The sequence below is a fragment of the Pantoea sp. EABMAA-21 genome (genome assembly GCF_030053335.1).
In the GTDB taxonomy this organism is placed as follows: Bacteria; Pseudomonadota; Gammaproteobacteria; order Enterobacterales; family Enterobacteriaceae; genus Pantoea; species Pantoea communis.
On the sequence record NZ_JASGBX010000002.1, the window covers coordinates 334131 to 352814 of the forward strand.

15 protein-coding genes are annotated in these 18684 nt (G+C 54.8%); 11 read left to right on the top strand and 4 right to left on the bottom strand.

The features are described 5' to 3' along the window. Window positions 1-67: 67 nt before the first annotated feature. From nuoG to QMZ65_RS05090, 9 genes are all read left to right on the top strand, one after another. Entirely contained in the window at window positions 68-2791 is a 2724-nt protein-coding gene (nuoG, locus tag QMZ65_RS05050; protein ID WP_097116581.1) for an NADH-quinone oxidoreductase subunit NuoG, read from the top strand. Beyond that, a complete protein-coding gene (nuoH, locus tag QMZ65_RS05055) occupies window positions 2788-3765 on the top strand; it encodes an NADH-quinone oxidoreductase subunit NuoH (RefSeq protein WP_045813644.1) in 978 nt (325 codons plus the stop codon). Before nuoG ends, nuoH begins: the two co-directional genes overlap by 4 nt. Window positions 3766-3776: 11 nt before the next feature. Further along, window positions 3777-4319: an NADH-quinone oxidoreductase subunit NuoI gene (gene nuoI / locus QMZ65_RS05060; protein ID WP_034825061.1), complete on the top strand. Its 543-nt coding sequence runs from the start codon at window positions 3777-3779 to the stop codon at window positions 4317-4319. 10 nt (window positions 4320-4329) lie between these two features. Next, window positions 4330-4881, top strand: a complete 552-nt coding sequence (gene nuoJ, locus QMZ65_RS05065) for an NADH-quinone oxidoreductase subunit J (RefSeq protein WP_034825059.1) — start codon at window positions 4330-4332, stop codon at window positions 4879-4881. Next, on the top strand, window positions 4878-5180 hold the full coding sequence (gene nuoK, locus QMZ65_RS05070; RefSeq protein WP_034825057.1) for an NADH-quinone oxidoreductase subunit NuoK: 303 nt from the start codon (window positions 4878-4880) through the stop codon (window positions 5178-5180). The genes nuoJ and nuoK overlap by 4 nt, the downstream gene beginning before the upstream one ends. Beyond that, the gene (gene nuoL, locus QMZ65_RS05075; RefSeq protein WP_283215532.1) at window positions 5177-7012 is read left to right on the top strand and encodes an NADH-quinone oxidoreductase subunit L; all 1836 of its coding nucleotides are present in this window, start codon (window positions 5177-5179) and stop codon (window positions 7010-7012) included. The genes nuoK and nuoL overlap by 4 nt, the downstream gene beginning before the upstream one ends. A gap of 220 nt (window positions 7013-7232) precedes the next feature. After that, the gene (gene nuoM / locus QMZ65_RS05080) at window positions 7233-8753 is read left to right on the top strand and encodes an NADH-quinone oxidoreductase subunit M (RefSeq protein WP_034825053.1); all 1521 of its coding nucleotides are present in this window, start codon (window positions 7233-7235) and stop codon (window positions 8751-8753) included. A gap of 6 nt (window positions 8754-8759) precedes the next feature. Then, entirely contained in the window at window positions 8760-10223 is a 1464-nt protein-coding gene (gene nuoN / locus QMZ65_RS05085) for an NADH-quinone oxidoreductase subunit NuoN (protein ID WP_160833461.1), read from the top strand. 166 nt (window positions 10224-10389) lie between these two features. After that, the gene (locus QMZ65_RS05090; protein WP_097116582.1) at window positions 10390-10842 is read left to right on the top strand and encodes a GNAT family N-acetyltransferase; all 453 of its coding nucleotides are present in this window, start codon (window positions 10390-10392) and stop codon (window positions 10840-10842) included. Between the two features lie 149 nt (window positions 10843-10991). Here QMZ65_RS05090 and QMZ65_RS05095 read toward each other — a convergent pair whose 3' ends face one another. Continuing rightward, on the bottom strand, window positions 10992-12650 hold the full coding sequence (locus QMZ65_RS05095) for a glucan biosynthesis protein D (protein WP_045813641.1): 1659 nt from the start codon (window positions 12648-12650) through the stop codon (window positions 10992-10994). A gap of 291 nt (window positions 12651-12941) precedes the next feature. On the opposite strand from QMZ65_RS05095, the gene elaB reads away from it, so the two are divergent. Continuing rightward, the gene (gene elaB / locus QMZ65_RS05100) at window positions 12942-13250 is read left to right on the top strand and encodes a stress response protein ElaB (RefSeq protein WP_034825045.1); all 309 of its coding nucleotides are present in this window, start codon (window positions 12942-12944) and stop codon (window positions 13248-13250) included. 152 nt (window positions 13251-13402) lie between these two features. Next, complete coding sequence (locus tag QMZ65_RS05105; RefSeq protein ID WP_097116583.1) at window positions 13403-14599, top strand: nicotinamide mononucleotide deamidase-related protein YfaY; 1197 nt, start codon at window positions 13403-13405, stop codon at window positions 14597-14599. Between the two features lie 59 nt (window positions 14600-14658). Here the strand turns inward: QMZ65_RS05105 and yfaE are convergent, their stop codons facing one another. From yfaE to nrdA, 3 genes are all read right to left on the bottom strand, one after another. Next, on the bottom strand, window positions 14659-14919 hold the full coding sequence (yfaE, locus tag QMZ65_RS05110) for a class I ribonucleotide reductase maintenance protein YfaE (protein ID WP_058961303.1): 261 nt from the start codon (window positions 14917-14919) through the stop codon (window positions 14659-14661). A gap of 2 nt (window positions 14920-14921) precedes the next feature. After that, window positions 14922-16052, bottom strand: a complete 1131-nt coding sequence (gene nrdB, locus QMZ65_RS05115) for a class Ia ribonucleoside-diphosphate reductase subunit beta (RefSeq protein ID WP_034825039.1) — start codon at window positions 16050-16052, stop codon at window positions 14922-14924. Window positions 16053-16117: 65 nt separating this feature from the next. Continuing rightward, window positions 16118-18403, bottom strand: coding sequence for a class 1a ribonucleoside-diphosphate reductase subunit alpha (nrdA, locus tag QMZ65_RS05120; RefSeq protein ID WP_097116584.1), 2286 nt, complete (start codon window positions 18401-18403; stop codon window positions 16118-16120). Between the last annotated feature and the right edge of the window lie 281 nt (window positions 18404-18684).

An 18684-nucleotide genomic window follows, 5' to 3' on the forward strand; every position in this document is an offset into this window, starting at 1 on the left:
GGCGCGGGGGACAGAATTAGATGTTTAACGCTCGTCTTAGGGCGAGCCTTACGGAAGCATGTTCACTATGGCTACAATCCATGTAGACGGTAAAGAATATGATGTGAACGGAGCGGACAACCTGTTGCAGGCGTGTCTCTCTCTGGGCCTTGATATTCCTTATTTTTGCTGGCATCCGGCGCTGGGAAGCGTGGGAGCCTGCCGCCAGTGTGCGGTGAAGCAATTCCAGAATGCCGAAGATACCCGTGGTCGTCTTGTTATGTCATGCATGACACCGGCGTCGGACGGCACCTTTATTTCCATCGACGATGGCGAAGCGAAAGAGTTTCGTGAAAGCGTGGTGGAATGGCTGATGACCAACCATCCGCACGACTGTCCAGTGTGCGAAGAGGGCGGTAACTGCCATCTGCAAGATATGACGGTCATGACGGGCCACAGCTTCCGTCGTTACCGCTTCACCAAACGTACGCACCAGAATCAGGATCTCGGCCCGTTCATCTCCCATGAAATGAACCGCTGTATCGCCTGCTATCGCTGCGTGCGTTACTACAAAGATTACGCAGACGGCAAAGATCTCGGCGTTTACGGTGCCCACGACAACGTTTACTTCGGTCGCCCGGAAGATGGCACGCTGGAGAGCGAGTTCTCCGGTAACCTGGTCGAGATCTGCCCGACCGGCGTATTCACCGATAAAACGCACTCCGAACGCTACAACCGTAAATGGGATATGCAGTTCGCACCGAGCATCTGCCAGCAGTGCAGCGTGGGTTGTAACACCAGCCCAGGCGAGCGTTATGGTGAACTGCGTCGTATCGAAAACCGTTACAACGGTACCGTAAACCACTACTTCCTGTGTGACCGTGGTCGTTTCGGTTATGGCTATGTGAACCGCAAAGATCGTCCACGTCATCCAGTACAGAAGCGCGGCAACGATTGGGTCAGTCTGAATGCCGCACAAGCGGTGAATGCCGCGGCTGACGTACTGCGTCAGGCGAAGCGTGTGATTGGGATTGGATCACCGCGTGCCAGCATTGAAAGCAACTTTGCGCTGCGTGAACTTGTCGGTGCGGAAAACTTCTCCACCGGTATGCCTGCCGCTGAGCAGGCACGCGTTGAGTTGATGCTGAAAGTACTGCAGGAAGGCGGTATTTACACGCCATCACTGCGCGAAATCGAAAGCTACGATGCGGTGCTGGTGCTGGGTGAAGACCTGACTCAGGTCGGTGCGCGTGTCGCACTTTCTGTGCGTCAGGCGGTGAAAGGTAAAGCACGTGAAATGGCAGCAGCCCAGAAAGTGGCTGACTGGCAGATCGCGGCGATCCTGAACATTGGTCAGCACGCCAAACATCCGCTATTTGTCACCAACGTTGATGAAACCCGTCTTGATGATATCGCCGCGTGGAGCTATCGCGCACCGGTGGAAGATCAGGCTCGTCTCGGCTTCGCTATTGCCAATGCGCTCGATGAAGCCGCTCCAGCCGTCAGTGGCTTTGACAGCAAGCTGAATGGCAAGCTGGATGTGGTGGTACAGGCGTTAGCCGGTGCCAAAAAACCACTGATTATTTCTGGTACTCACTCTGGCAGCACCGCGATGATTGAAGCGGCCGCCAACGTGGCAAAAGCACTGAAAGGTCGCGGTGCCGATGTCGGTATCACTTTCCTTGCCGGTGCAGCTAACAGCTTTGGTCTCGGCCTGATGGGGGGGCAATCGCTGGATAGCGCGCTGGAACAGCTGGATAAAGGCGAAGCGGAAGCGCTGGTGGTGTTGGAAAACGATCTTTACCGCCATGCACCGAAAGCCACCGTGGATGCGGCTTTGCACAACACCGCACACGTGATTGTGGTTGATCATCAACGCACTGCGACGCTGGAGAAAGCCGGTCTGGTGCTCTCGACGGCGAGCTTCGCAGAAAGTGATGGCACCTCGATCAACCAGGAAGGCCGCGCACAGCGTTTCTTCCAGGTTTACGATCCGTCTTATTACGACAACAGCATTGTGATGCTGGAGAGCTGGCGCTGGCTGCACTCGCTGCACAGCACTGTTGAAAGCCGTCAGATTGACTGGACGCTGCTTGATCACGTGATCGATGCCACCGTTGCAGCATTGCCACAGTTGAAAGGTATTAAAGACGCGGCGCCGGATGCAAGCTTCCGTATTCGCGGTCAGAAACTGGCGCGTTCACCGCACCGTAACAGTGGCCGTACCGCGATGCGTGCCAATATTAGCGTGCACGAACCGCGTCAGCCGCAAGACAAAGACACCATGTTTGCCTTCTCAATGGAAGGTAACAACCAACCAGGCGCACCACGTTCGCAGATTCCATTCGCCTGGGCTCCAGGCTGGAACTCCCCGCAAGCATGGAACAAGTTCCAGGCTGAAGTCGGTGGCAAACTGCGTCATGGCGATCCGGGTGTGCGTCTGTTTGAAGCGAGCGAAGGATCACTGCCGTGGTTCACCGCCGTGCCAGAAAGCTTTGTTGAAGGCAGCCAATATCGCGTTGCACCTTACTATCAGCTGTTTGGTAGTGAAGAGATGACTCAGCGTTCACCGACCTTCCAGAAGCGTATGTCGCCAGCTACGCTGGTGATTAACCCGGCTGATGCGGAGAAACTGGGCGTCAATAACGGCTCTGCGGTTGAACTGGTTTGTGCCGGTGAAACGCTGCGTCTGCCAGTACGCTTCTCCACTTCCCTGCAAGCAGGGCAGGTGGGTCTACCGCTGGGTATGCCAGGTGTGCCGCCGTTCCTCTCAGGTGCGCAAGTTGACAAACTGCAGGAGGCTGCACAATGAGCTGGCTGACACCGGACGCTATCGACATCCTCATCCAGATCCTGAAAACCATTGTGATTCTGCTGGTGGTGGTGGGTTGTGGTGCCTTTATGAGTTTCGCCGAGCGTCGTCTGCTCGGCTTATGGCAGAACCGTTATGGACCGAACCGTGTTGGCTGGGGCGGCTCACTGCAGCTCGCCGCTGACATGATCAAAATGTTCTTCAAAGAGGACTGGGTTCCGCCGTTTACCGACCGCTTCATCTTTACTCTGGCACCGGTTATTGCCTTTGTATCGCTGCTGCTGGCGTTTGCCATCGTGCCGGTTTCACCGACCTGGATGGTGACAGATCTGAATATCGGTCTGCTGTTCTTCCTGATGATGGCCGGTCTGGCGGTTTACGCCGTGCTGTTCGCCGGTTGGTCGAGTAATAACAAATACTCACTGCTGGGTGCAATGCGTGCTTCCGCGCAGACGCTGAGCTACGAAGTGTTCCTGGGCCTGTCGCTGATGGGTGTGGTGGCGCAAGCCGGTTCATTCAACATGAACGCCATCGTCGAGAGCCAGACGCACTTGTGGAACATCATTCCGCAGTTCTTCGGCTTCGTGACCTTCTGTATCGCGGGTGTCGCGGTTTGTCACCGCCATCCGTTTGACCAGCCAGAAGCGGAACAGGAACTGGCCGATGGTTACCACATCGAATATGCCGGTATGAAGTTCGGTCTGTTCTTCGTCGGTGAATATGTGGCCATCACCACCGTTTCAGCGCTGATTGTCACGCTGTTCTTCGGTGGCTGGCACGGTCCATTCCTGCCGCCATTCATCTGGTTCGCCCTGAAAACGGCGTTCTTTATGGTGATGTTTATCCTGATTCGTGCTGCGCTGCCGCGTCCACGTTATGACCAGGTGCTGTCGTTCGGCTGGAAAGTGTGTCTGCCGTTGACGTTATTGAACCTGCTGGCGACCGCCGCAGTGATTCTGTACAGCGCGCAGTAAGGGGTTTTGAGATGACTTTAAAAGATATTGTCGTTGGCTTCGGCACGACAGTGCGCAGTATCTGGATGATAGGCATGCATGCCTTCGCCAAGCGCGAAACCCAGATGTATCCAGAAGAACCGGTTTACCTGCCGCCGCGCTACCGTGGCCGTATCGTGCTGACGCGCGATCCGGACGGCGAGGAGCGCTGTGTTGCCTGTAACCTGTGTGCGGTAGCCTGTCCAGTGGGTTGTATCTCACTGCAGAAAGCGGAAACGGTTGATGGTCGCTGGTATCCGGAGTTCTTCCGCATCAACTTCTCGCGCTGCATCTTCTGCGGTCTGTGCGAAGAAGCCTGCCCGACCACGGCGATTCAGCTGACCCCCGATTTTGAGTTGGGTGAGTTCAAGCGTCAGGATCTGGTGTACGAGAAGCAGGACCTGCTGATTTCCGGTCCGGGTAAATATCCGGAGTACAACTTCTATCGCATGGCGGGTATGGCGATCGACGGGAAAGAGAAGGGCGAAGCGGAAAACGAAGCCAAGCCAATCGACGTCAAAAGCTTGTTACCTTAAGGAGCCAGGTATGGAATTTGCGTTTTATCTTTGCGGACTGGTGGCGGTGCTAACGACATTGCGCGTTATCACTCACACCAATCCGGTACATGCGCTGCTGTACCTGATTGTTTCGCTGCTTTCGATTGCGGGCGTGTTCTTCTCAATGGGCGCTTACTTTGCCGGTGCGCTGGAGATCATCGTTTACGCCGGTGCCATTATGGTGCTTTTCGTGTTCGTGGTGATGATGCTGAACCTGGGCAAAACCCAGCAGGACCAGGAGCGCGAGTGGCTGAAGCCTTCGCTGTGGATTGGGCCTGGCATCGTCTCCCTGTTGCTGCTGGTGGTGATGATTTACGCCATTAGCACCGCGCACGATCAGGGCATTGATGGCACCGTTATCGATGCCAAAGCGGTGGGTATCAGTCTGTTTGGTCCTTACGTACTGGCGGTTGAGCTGGCGTCAATGCTGCTGCTGGCCGGTCTGGTGGTGGCCTTCCATATCGGACGTGAAGAGCGTCAGGGCGAAGTGCTGAGCAATCGCCATGCTGATGCACATGCGAATAAGGAGGATCACGCATGATCCCGTTACAACACGGCCTGATGTTGGCTGCTGTGCTGTTTGTTCTCGGCCTGACCTCGCTGGTACTGCGCCGCAATTTGCTATTTATGCTGATTGGTCTGGAGATCATGATCAACGCCGCCGCGCTCGCGTTGGTGGTAGCAGGGAGCTACTGGGGACAAGCTGACGGCCAGGTGATGTACATTCTGGCGATCAGCCTCGCGGCGGCGGAAGCCAGCATCGGCCTGGCCCTGCTGCTCCAGCTCTATCGTCGTCGTCAGACGCTGAACATTGACACAGTGAGCGAGATGCGCGGATGAATCTTCTCTATTTAACCGTATTATTTCCGCTGATTGGCTTCCTGCTATTGGCGTTTTCCCGTGGTCGCTGGTCGGAGAATCTGTCGGCAGCGGTGGGAATGGGATCGGTCGGTCTGGCGGCGTTGACCACCGTTTTCGTTGGTATGGATTTCTTCAGTAACGGTCAACAGCCTTTTACTCAGGCGTTGTGGACATGGATTCAGGTCGGCCACTTTGATATCAAAGTGAACCTGGTACTGGACGGCTTGTCACTGACCATGCTGTCAGTGGTGACCGGCGTCGGCTTCTTCATCCACATGTTTGCTTCCTGGTACATGCGCGGTGAAGAGGGCTATTCACGCTTCTTCGCTTACACCAACCTGTTCATCGCGAGCATGGTTGTGTTGGTGCTGGCCGACAACCTGATGCTGATGTATCTCGGTTGGGAAGGCGTGGGCCTTTGCTCTTATCTGCTGATTGGCTTCTACTACAGCAACCCAGAAAACGGCAAAGCGGCGATGAAAGCGTTCATCATCACCCGCGTCGGTGACGTGTTCCTCGCATTCGCGCTGTTCATTCTCTACAACGAACTGGGTACGCTGAACTTCCGCGAGCTGGTGGAACTGGCGCCGGCGCATTTCGCCGCTGACAACCACATGCTGCAGTGGGCAACCCTGATGCTGTTGGGCGGTGCGGTCGGTAAATCTGCACAGTTGCCACTGCAAACGTGGCTGGCTGATGCGATGGCGGGTCCTACGCCGGTATCGGCTCTGATCCACGCCGCCACCATGGTAACCGCGGGTGTTTACCTGATTGCGCGTACCCATGGCCTGTTCCTGCTGACGCCGGAAGTGCTGCATCTGGTGGGTATTGTGGGTGCGATTACGTTGGTGCTGGCAGGCTTTGCCGCGCTGGTGCAAACCGACATCAAGCGCGTGCTGGCTTACTCTACCATGAGTCAAATCGGCTACATGTTCCTGGCGCTGGGCGTGCAGGCATGGGACGCGGCCATTTTCCACCTGATGACGCACGCCTTCTTCAAAGCACTGCTGTTCCTTTCTTCTGGTTCGGTCATTCTGGCCTGCCACCACGAGCAGAACATCTTCAAAATGGGCGGCCTGCGTAAGAGCATCCCACTGGTGTACACCTGCTTCCTGGTCGGCGGCGCTGCGCTGGCGGCACTGCCGCTGATTACCGCAGGTTTCTACAGTAAAGATGAAATCCTGTTTGGTGCGCTGGCGAATGGTCACATCAATCTGATGGTGGCGGGTCTGGTCGGTGCATTCCTGACCTCGATCTACACCTTCCGCATGATCTTCATCGTGTTCCACGGCGAAGAGAAAATTCATGCGCACGCGGGCAAAGGCATCACTCACCATCTGCCACTGATTGTGCTGTTAGTGCTCTCCACCTTCGTTGGCGCCATGATCACGCCACCGCTGGCGGGCGTGCTGCCGCAGAATGAATTCGGTGAGGGCGGAAAAGTGGCGCTGGAAATCACCTCAGGCGTGGTCGCGATTGTCGGCATCCTGATTGCTGCTGCCCTATGGCTTGGCAAACGCCAGCTGGTCACCAGTGTTGCCAACAGCGCGCCGGGCCGTTTATTCGGCACCTGGTGGTTCGCGGCATGGGGCTTCGACTGGCTGTATGACAAGGTGTTTGTAAAACCTTATTTGGGCATTGCCTGGCTGCTGAAGCGCGATCCGCTGAACTCACTGATGAACCTGCCTGCGCTGTTGTCGCGCATTGGTAATAAAGGCCTGGTGGTGAGCGAGAACGGTTACGTGCGCTGGTATGTGGCTTCCATGAGTGTCGGTGCCGTGGTGGTACTGGCGCTGATGCTGGTGATTTAAAGATTGATGAGCGGGGGCGAGAGAATCAAGGATTCTCTCATCCCAGAAGCGAATGTGAAAAATTGCCTGAATGACGAAGCGTTATTGATGTAGCCCGTTTCGTTGCCGTCAGTGTGCAGCAACCCAAGCGTATTTTGTACGTGAGGGTGGCGAGCGCTGACGGTGATGAACGTGGCAAGCAAGATAGCTCGAAATCAGGTTGAAAAAAGGGAAGTATGCCGTGCTATTACCTTGGCTAATAATCATACCTTTTGTTGGGGGTCTGCTTTGCTGGTTAGCAGAGCGCCTCGGCGCAAAAGTGCCGCGTTGGATCGCCATGATCACCATGGGGCTGACGCTGGCACTCGGTCTGCAGTTGTGGCTGCAGGGAGGCTATTCACTCACCCAGGCTGCAGGAATGCCGCAGTGGCAGTCGACTTTCTCGGTGCCATGGATTCCGCGCTTCGGCATTAACTTCCATCTGGCTATCGACGGTTTGTCACTGCTGATGGTGGTGCTGACCGGTCTGCTCGGGTTGATGGCGGTGCTCTGTTCCTGGAATGAAATCGAGAAGTATCAGGGCTTTTTCCACCTCAACCTGATGTGGATCCTCGGTGGTGTGATTGGCGTGTTCCTCTCCATCGACATGTTCCTGTTCTTCTTCTTCTGGGAAATGATGCTGGTGCCGATGTACTTCCTCATCGCGCTCTGGGGTCACAAAGCCTCTGACGGTAAAACCCGTATCTCGGCAGCGACCAAATTCTTCATCTATACCCAGGCTTCGGGTCTGGTGATGTTGATTGCGATTCTGGCGCTGGTGTTCGTGCACTACAACGCCACGGGCGTCTGGACCTTCAGCTACGAAGAACTGCTGAAAACGCCAATGTCGCACACCGTTGAATATCTGCTAATGCTCGGCTTCTTTATCGCCTTCGCAGTGAAAATGCCAGTGGTGCCCCTGCACGGCTGGTTGCCGGATGCGCACAGTCAGGCGCCAACTGCGGGTTCGGTTGACCTCGCAGGAATCTTGCTGAAAACGGCGGCGTATGGTCTGCTGCGTTTCAGCCTGCCACTGTTCCCGAATGCTTCCGCAGAGTTTGCGCCGATTGCTATGTGGCTCGGTGTACTGGGTATCTTCTACGGTGCCTGGATGGCGTTCTCGCAGACGGATATCAAACGTCTGATTGCTTACACCTCCGTTTCGCACATGGGCTTCGTGCTGATTGCTATCTACACTGGCAGCCAGCTGGCGTTCCAGGGCGCGGTGATTCAGATGATTGCTCACGGCCTGTCCGCCGCAGCACTGTTCATCTTGTGTGGGCAGCTTTATGAGCGTCTGCATACCCGTGACCTGCGCCAGATGGGCGGTTTGTGGGGACGTATCAAATGGATTCCAGGCCTGTCGCTGTTCTTCGCGGTGGCCAACCTCGGTATGCCAGGCACCGGTAACTTTGTCGGCGAATTTATGATTCTGACCGGCAGTTTCCAGGTGGTGCCGGTGATTATCGTGATTGCCACCTTTGGTCTGGTGTTTGCCTCGGTGTATTCGCTGGTGATGATGCAGCGCGCTTACTACGGCGAAGCGAAATCGAAAGCTCCGCTGCCGGGCATGTCACCGCGTGAATTCATGACGATCGGCGTGCTGGTGGTGCTGCTGGTTCTGCTGGGTGTTTATCCACAGCCGATCCTTGATACCTCTCACGCTGCGATGAGCAATATTCAGCAGTGGTTTACCGCTTCAATTTCAACTACAAGGCCGTAATTCGCCATGACAATAACTCCTCAACATCTGATTGCGTTACTGCCGCTGTTGATCGTCGGATTGACGGTGGTGGTGGTGATGCTGTCCATTGCGTGGCGACGCAACCACTTTGTTAATGCCACGCTGACGGTGATTGGCCTGAACGTGGCGCTGTTTTCACTGTGGTTTGTCGGTCATGTCGGTGCCATGGATGTCACGCCGCTGCTGCGCGTTGACGGTTACTCGATGTTCTACACCGCGCTGGTGCTGCTTGCCAGCCTAGCAACCTGCACCTTTGCTTATCCGTGGCTGGCTGGTTTCCCGGACAACAAAGATGAGTTCTATCTGCTGGTGCTGATTGCGGCACTGGGTGGGATCGTGCTGGCCAGTGCTAATCATCTGGCGGCGCTGTTCATCGGTATCGAACTGCTGTCACTGCCGCTGTTTGGCCTGATTGGTTATGCCTTCCGCCAGAAACGTTCGCTGGAAGCGGCACTGAAGTACATGATCCTGTCCGCTGCGGCGTCCTCGTTCCTAATCTTTGGTATCGCGCTAATTTATGCCGATTCTGGCAGCCTGAGCTTTGTGCAGCTGGGTAAAAGCCTGAATGACAGCATGATCCAACAGCCGCTGCTGCTGGTGGGCCTGGGCATGATGATTATCGGCCTTGGCTTCAAGTTGTCGCTGGTGCCGTTCCACTTGTGGACGCCAGACGTGTATCAGGGTGCGCCTGCGCCAGTGTCGACCTTCCTGGCCACCGCCAGCAAGATCGCCATCTTTGGTGTGGTGATGCGCTTGTTCCTGTACGCGCCAGTGACCGATAGCGAAGCCGTGCGCACCGTGCTCGGTGTTATCGCCTTTGTGTCGATTCTGTTCGGTAACCTGATGGCGATTTCGCAGAGCAACATCAAACGTCTGCTCGGTTACTCATCGATCGCGCATCTTGGCTATTTGCTGGTGTCGCTGATTGCGGTGAAAACCCATCAGCTGTCACTGGAAACGGCGGGTGTGTACCTGGCGGGTTACCTGTTCAGCAGCCTCGGCGCGTTCGGTGTGGTCAGCCTGATGTCCAGCCCGTACCGTGGCCCGGATGCGGATACGCTTTACTCTTATCGTGGTCTGTTCTGGCATCGTCCAATTTTGTCAGCGGTCATGACCGTCATGATGCTGTCTCTGGCCGGTATCCCGATGACGCTGGGCTTCATTGGTAAGTTCTACGTCATTGCTTCCGGTGTGAACGCGCATCTGTGGTGGTTAACCGCGGCAGTCGTTGCCGGCAGTGCGATCGGTCTTTACTACTATCTGCGTGTGACGGTGAGTCTGTACCTCAGCCCACCAGAAATGCACACGCGCGATCGTGACACGCCAGCCAACTGGGCGTTCACCGCCGGTGGTGTGGTGGTGCTGATCTCGGCGATTCTGGTGCTGGTGCTGGGTGTCTATCCTCAGCCACTGATTTCGCTGGTGCAGATGGCTCAGCCGCTGATGTAAATGCGCTTTGACCCCATGAATCAGGCCTCAGGGCCTGATTTTTTTTGCCTGTAATCTGAGAATACGATCACGGCAAGGCAATGCGGCAACCCTGTATGGCTGCTCAATCCCCGCGCGCTGTGATACTCTCAGGAGATCACTTTTTTCGCTCAGACAAGGAAGCATCATGGAAATGCAATGGCTTGATTGCCACCACAGTGAACTGAGTGCACAGCAGTTATATACCGTGCTGGCACTGCGCAATCACGTATTCATTGTGGAGCAGAACTGCCCCTATCAAGACGTAGATGGTCAGGATTTGCGAGCAGAGAATCGCCACATCATGGGCTTCCTTGACGGCAAATTATTGGCCTACGCTCGTGTGCTTACGCCCTCACTGGACAGCGCCCCGGTGATGATTGGTCGCGTGATCGTGTCCGAAGAAGCGCGTGGCCTGAAGTTGGGCTATCGACTGATGGAGAAAGCGCTGGAGAGCTGCGATACCCATTGGCCGCAACGCACTATTTATTTATCGGCGCAGGCCCATCTGGAAGGGTTTTACGGTCGTCTTGGCTTCAAAGCGGTGGGGGACGTTTACATGGAAGATAACATTCCACACATCGGTATGCAGAAAGCGTAATGGCGAGGAATACTCCTCTCCATTTATACCCGTCATACTTCAAATTTCCGGTGAGTTGGCTGCCTGGCTCACCCGAATCACTGACTTGAGTCAGCTCATCGGGCTCTCGTGTTTGCCGCCTTCCTGAAATTCGAACTTTTTAGGGGATATCAGCCCGGCGTCATCTGTCGGTCATCGGTGTATTTACGCTGATCCGGCGGCGGTGGGAAATACTGATACAGCCAGGTTTCACTTAAGGTCTCATCTTTGGTGCGCAGGAACAGGCGCATATCCACCGGCTTGGTGGAGTCGCTGTTCGGATACCAGTCAAACAAGATGCGGTAGCCGTTGAGGGGTTCAACATACAGAATCTCAACCTGCTTGATGGTACCGGCATTGACGGTGATCACCGGCTCAATACCTTTCGGCGCTGCGGCTTTCAGATCGCCACCGACGAAATCAATCGCAAAGCGACGGCACCACTGATCGGGGAAGTGTTCGCCCGGCGCCCAACCTTCCGGGAAGCCACCAATACCGGTACGTGTCGCATCCACGCGCGCCAGCCCGCTGCGCACAGGTGGCAGTTGGCTCCAGTAGAGTTTGTACTGGAAGTTAAATTCGCTGCCCGCTTTAACCGGTTCCGTTGGCTGCCAGAAGCACACTACGTTATCCAGGGTTTCACCGGTCGTCGGGATCTCCATCAGGTTGATGGCGCCTTTGCCCCACTTGCCAATTGGCTCAACCCACAGGCTTGGGCGTTTGTCATACCAGCCAATGACATCCTGATAATCTTTGAAGTCGTGATTGAGCTGCAACAGACCAAAACCACGTGGGTTTTCATCTTCATAAGCATTGAACTGTAAGCGTTGCGGGTTGTTCAGCGGACGTGCAATCCATTCCCCTTTTCCGGTCCACATTGCCAGACGATCGGAGTCATGGATTTGTGGATGATAGGTATTGCACATGCGACGCTCGTTGGTGCCGCAGCTAAACATACTGGTCATCGGCGAGATGCCGAGCTGACGAATGTCGTTACGAGCAAACAGGTGGTTTTCCACCTCCATCACCACGCGTTTCTCTTCGCAGTGGATAGTGAACTTGTACGCACCGGTGACGCTGGCGCCGTCCAGCAGCGCATAAACCACAAAGGTGGTATCGTCGGCTTTCGGTGTTTCAAACCAGAAGGCGGTAAAGTCCGGGAACTCCTCGTGGCCGTTGCTAAAGGTGTTGACTGCCACACCGCGCGCTGACAAGCCGTACTGGAAAGTTTCATCAACCGCACGGAAGTAGCTCGCGCCGAGGAACGAGACGATATCGCGACGCGCCAGTTCTGGTTTTTTAAACGCGCGGAAACCGGCGAAGCCCAAATCGGTTTTGCCGACCAGCTGCTGGGTATCGACATTAGCGTTGTGATAGTTAAACAGTTCGGGGCGGAAGTGGATTTCGCGCGCTTCACGGCTATCGGCATCCACGGAGAACATGCGGATACGACGTTTAAAGCCCATCCCCACGTGGAAGAACTGCACATCTAACTCGCGATCGGGAATGTTGTTCCACAGCGAATGGTTGGCATCGTACTGAATTTCGTTGTAAGCCTGCGGTGTCAGATTGGCCAGGGTGTCAGGAAGCGGGCCGGGTGCGCCGCCCCAGGGCTGTTTCGCCAGCGCGGATGCTTTCTTTTTCAGTGAGTCGAAATCGAAGCGCACTGCGGTGCCGTCGGCGATGCCATCATCGGCCCAGGCGGACTGCGCAAACAGCGAGGAGAGCCCGGTCATGCCGCTTGCGGCAGAGAGGGCCATGGACGCTTTCATAAATTTTCTACGATTCATGCCGGAAATCTAATCCTTAGCTGCTCTGGTGTGTTGTGACTGTCGTAAGACGCATTGCGTCTGGCTACAAGGGGATACGACAGTCGCGAAATTAAAAAATTCAGTCTGACAAAAATTTATCAGATTAATCAAATAAGCGAAGCAGATTTCACGCTGCAACAGCGCGGATTACGCAACTTTGCATTGAGTCGAGCAAAAACCAGCGTAATCCGAATCCCTTGCGCGCAGCAAATACCGAATTTATGACTATAGTTAAACGACGATAAGTGACGAGCATGGAGGAAGTATAACGTGTCATCTTCAGATCAATTTGAAACTCGCCTTGATGACGACCTGGCGCTACTGACAGAAACTTTGGAAGAAGTACTGAAATCGTCGGGTGATCCGGCCGATCAAAAGTACATCGAATTGAAACTTAAAGCGGAACAAGCGCTGGAAGACGTGAAGAATCGCGTTAGCCAGGCTTCTGACAGCTATTATTACCGTGCCAAAAAAGCGGCCTACCGTGCCGACGATTATGTGCATGAAAAACCGTGGCAGGGGATCGGCATTGGCGCCGCCGCTGGCCTGTTTGTCGGTTTACTGTTGGCCCGCCGCTAAATTGTCGGGGCGTAACGCCGGTTACGCCCGATTCCTCTTTTTTACCGCGTTATCCCTCTCATTTGTCTCGAATCCTTGTTTCGCATCAACGGCGATTGTGTTTAGCGTGCGCGCTTTCTACAGTAAAGCGACAGGGATAAGGAGAAAGTAACGTGATACGTGTTGAAATGCTCTCTACGGGCGATGAAGTGTTGCATGGCCAGATTGTCGATACCAACGCCGCATGGCTCGCGGATGTGCTGTTCCAGCACGGTTTGCCGATGACCAGCCGCAGTACCGTGGGTGACGCGATGTCCTCACTGGTGGAGGCGCTGCAGAGTCGCAGCCAGATTGCCGATGTGCTGATTGTGAACGGCGGCCTTGGGCCAACCAGCGACGATCTTAGCGCGCTGGCGGCAGCTACCGCGTGTGGTACCGAATTAGTGATCCAGCAAGAATGGCTGGAAAAAATGGAAGCCTGGTTTGCCAGCCGTGGACGCATCATGGCGCCGAGCAACCGCAAGCAGGCGGAAATTCCGGCGAATGCCGAGCTGATTGATAATCCGGTGGGGACCGCGTGTGGCTTTGCACTTCAGCTCAATCGCTGCTGGATATTCTTCACGCCGGGCGTGCCGTCCGAATTTAAAGTGATGGTCGAGCAAGAGATCATTCCGCGTTTGAAAGCGCGTTTTGATTTACCTGAGCCGCCGCTGTGTTTGCGTCTGACTACCTTTGGTCGCGGCGAGAGTGACATTGCTGCCGAACTGGAGCCGTTACCGTTGCCGGAAGGTGTGGTAATGGGCTATCGCTCATCAATGCCAATCATTGAAATCAAACTCACCGGACCGGCCAGCCAGCGCGTGGCGATGGAACAGGCGTGGCAGCAGGTTAAGCTGCTGCTGGCGGAATGCACTATCTTCGAAGGCACTGAAGGTTTGCCTGCTTTGTTAGCGCGTGAGTTGCAACAGCGTGGTTTCCGGCTGGCGCTAAGCGAGCAATATACGGCGGGATTCCTCAACTGGCAGCTGGCATCAGCAGACGTGCCGCTCAGCGCAGCAGAGATTCTGCCTCCTCATGATGAACCGCTGGAATCCCAGGTCGAGCGCACGCGCGATCTGGCCGCACATCACGGCACGGTATTGGCGCTGTCGGTGGGCAATCTGGAAGAGGGCGAAGTGGCGATTGCGCTGCATACGCCGGAAGCCAGCTGGGGCCAGCGCGTGAAGTTCACCCATGGGCGTCACAATGTTGAAACCCGGCAGAAAGTCGTGGCGATGATGGCGATGAACATGCTGCGTCGCTGGCTGCACGGCAGTGAAGTCAGTAACGGGCATGGCTGGATTGATGTGCTGGAAGCTGTGAAACAGTAGGAATGTGGGCAGGCTTTGCCATGAATTTCACCGGGGCGCCATTGATGGCGACCCGGTGTTTAAATCTCGATCTCAATCTCCCCTTTGGCGCGGCAGCAGCAGGGCAAAATCTCACCCTTCTGAATAAACGCCAATGGGGTTTCCGCGTAAGCCACTTCGCCTTTTAGCAAGCGCATGCGGCATGAACCGCAGTAGCCTTCACGGCACTGAAACTCTACGCAAACATTGTGCGCTTCCAGTGCCGTCAACAGATTGGGATGATCTTCTGCGCACTCCAGCCGGGAGCCGGAACTGCGCAGAATAACAACAGAACGACTCATGCTTACAGCTGGAAGTCGTTGAAGTCGTCTTCGCCGACTTCGGCATCAATCTGACCCACCAGGTAAGAACTGACTTCCACTTCCTGCGGTGCCACCTGCACGTTATCTGATACCAACCAGGAGTTGATCCATGGAATCGGGTTAGAACGCGTCTGGAACGGCAGATCGAGGCCAACCGCTTGCATGCGAATGTTGGTGATGTACTCAATGTACTGGCACAGAATGTCTTTATTCAGACCGATCATCGAGCCACCGCTGAACAGATAATCTGCCCACTCTTTCTCTTGCTCGGCGGCTTTCTTGAACAGGTCGAAACACTCATCACGGCACTCGGCGGCGATCTCTTTCATTTCAGGATCATCTTCACCGGTGCGCAGCAGGTTCAGCATGTGCTGAGTGCCGGTCAGGTGCAGAGCTTCATCGCGCGCAATCAGTTTGATGATTTTGGCGTTACCTTCCATCAGCTCGCGCTCGGCGAAGGCGAATGAACAGGCGAAGCTGACGTAAAAGCGAATCGCTTCCAGTGCGTTAACGCTCATCAGGCAGATATACAGCTGCTTTTTCAGCGCACGCAGATTCACGGTCACGGTTTTACCCGCCACTTCGTGCGTGCCTTCTCCCAGCAGATGCCAGTAGCTGGTCATCTCGATCAGATCGTCGTAATACTTCGAGATGTCCTGTGCACGCGCCAGAATCTGCTCGTTAGTGACGATGTCGTCAAACACCAGTGAAGGATCGTTGACGATGTTACGGATGATATGGGTGTAAGAGCGCGAGTGGATGGTCTCAGAGAACGCCCAAGTTTCGATCCAGGTTTCGAGTTCTGGAATCGAAATCAACGGCAGCAGTGCCACGTTAGGGCTGCGACCCTGAATGGAATCCAGCAGCGTCTGGTATTTCAGGTTGCTGATAAAGATGTGTTTTTCGTGATCTGGCAGCGCCTGATAATCGATACGATCGCGTGAGACATCCACTTCTTCCGGACGCCAGAAGAAGGAGAGCTGTTTTTCGATCAGCTTTTCAAAGATGTCATATTTCTGCTGGTCGAAACGGGCAACGTTCACTGACTGGCCGAAGAACATCGGTTCTAACAGCTGGTCGTTTTTGTTCTGCGAAAATGTGGTGTAAGCCATGGCTAAGTCCAAAAGTGATGAGGGCCGACCATTGCCGGCCCTGACAAGATAGGGCGTCTGACTAATTAAATCTTACAAGCGCCGCTTTCGCAGCCGTCATCCTGAATGGAAGGAGCCAGGTCGTCCTGCGCATCTTCCGCACCATCACGGGTGTTTTGGTAGTACAGGGTTTTCACGCCAAATTTATACGCGGTCAGCAGATCTTTCAGCAGCTGTTTCATTGGCACTTTGCCATTGGCAAAACGGCTTGGATCATAGTTGGTGTTCGACGAAATCGCCTGATCGATAAATTTCTGCATCACACCAACCAACTGTAAGTAACCGTCGTTAGAGGGCATTTCCCACAGCAGTTCGTACTGATCTTTCAGACGCTCATACTCTGGCACCACCTGACGCAGAATACCGTCTTTAGATGCTTTGATGCTGATGTGACCGCGCGGTGGCTCAATACCGTTGGTGGCGTTTGAAATCTGCGAAGAGGTTTCAGACGGCATCAGGGCAGAGAGCGTGGAGTTACGCAGACCGTGCGTAACGATCGACTCACGCAGACCTTCCCAATCCAGGTGCAACGGCTCGCTGCAAACGGCGTCGAGATCCTTTTTATAGGTGTCGATCGGCAGAATGCCCTGTGAGTAGGTGGTCTCTTTGAACCACGTACAGGCACCTTGCTCTTTTGCCAGCTCGTTCGAGGCTTTCAGCAGGTAGTACTGGATCGCTTCAAAGGTTTTATGCGTCAGGTTGTTGGCGCTGCCATCAGAATAACGCACGCCGTTTTTCGCCAGATAGTAAGCGTAGTTGATCACGCCAATACCCAGAGTACGACGACCCATTGCGCCGCGTTTTGCCGCTGGGATGGGGTAATCCTGGTAATCCAGCAGGGCATCCAGTGCACGTACCGCGAGGGTCGCCAGCTCTTCCAGATCGTCGAGGCTGTCAATCGCACCGAGGTTAAAGGCAGACAGCGTACACAACGCGATTTCACCGCTTTCGTCATTCACATCGTTCAGCGGTTTGGTCGGCAGCGCGATTTCCAGGCACAGGTTAGACTGGCGGACGGGCGCGATAGCCGGATCAAACGGGCTGTGGGTGTTGCAGTGATCGACGTTCTGGATGTAGATACGGCCAGTAGAAGCACGTTCCTGCATCATCAGTGAGAACAGTTCAACTGCTTTCACGCGCTGTTTGCGGATGCTGTCGTCTTTCTCGTATTTGGTGTACAGACGCTCAAACTCGTCCTGATCGGCGAAGAACGCATCGTACAGACCTGGCACGTCAGACGGGCTGAACAGGGTGATCTCTTCACCTTTCAACAGACGGGTATACATCAGCTTGTTGATCTGTACGCCGTAGTCCATGTGACGTACGCGGTTGCCTTCAACGCCACGGTTGTTTTTCAGCACCAGCAGGCTTTCCACTTCCAGATGCCACATTGGGTAGAACAGGGTGGCTGCACCGCCACGTACGCCGCCTTGTGAGCACGACTTCACTGCCGTCTGGAAATGTTTATAGAACGGGATGCAACCGGTATGGAAGGCTTCGCCGCCACGGATTGGGCTACCCAGCGCACGAATGCGACCAGCGTTGATACCGATACCCGCACGCTGCGACACGTATTTTACGATAGCGCTGGAGGTGGCATTGATGGAATCAAGGCTGTCACCGCATTCGATCAAGACGCAAGAGCTGAACTGACGCGTTGGGGTACGCACGCCAGACATGATTGGCGTCGGCAGTGAGATCTTGAAGGTGGACACGGCATCATAGAAGCGACGCACGTAATCCATACGCGTCTCACGCGGATAACCGGAGAACAGGCATGCAGCAACCAGAATATACAGGAACTGGGCACTCTCGTAGATTTCACCGCTCACACGGTTCTGCGCCAGGTATTTACCTTCCAGCTGCTTCACCGCAGCGTAAGAGAAGTTCATGTCGCGCCAGTGGTCGATGAAGCCGTCCATCTGCTCGAACTCTTCTACGCTGTAATCTTCCAGCAGGTGACGGTCGTATTTGCCCATCTCAACCATTTTCACGACCTGATCGTACAGCTTCGGCGGCTCAAACTGGCCGTACGCTTTTTTACGCAGGTGGAAGATGGCGAGGCGAGCAGCCAGGTACTGGTAATCCGGCGCATCACGGGAGATCAGGTCTGCAGCGGCCTTGATGATGGTCTCATGGATATCAGAAGTACGAATTCCATCGTAGAACTGAATGTGGGAGCGCAACTCAACCTGAGACACGGAGACGTTATTCAGCCCTTCAGCGGCCCAATCCAGTACCCGGTGAATCTTATCGAGATCAATGCGCTCCTGGCGGCCATCGCGTTTAGTAACGAGCAGACTTTGGTTCATGTCGCGTGTTTACCTGTCCATGAAAGAGTGAGTTATCCCCCATCTATTCACAAGGCCTATGCACAAGCCGCTCGTTGTGAGTAAGCCTGTGGATAAACACTATATATAGGGGGTGCGGGAAGTTTGAACAACAATATGGTGAGTATTCTAGTCAGCATTCTGATCATCACAAGAGTTGATTTTCGCGAAAAAATCCGTCCAGGGGGGTAGCGAAATTCCTGGATCCCCATTCCATAAGGCCTGCCAATGGTGTCAACTGCCAGCGACTTTTTTTTCACTTT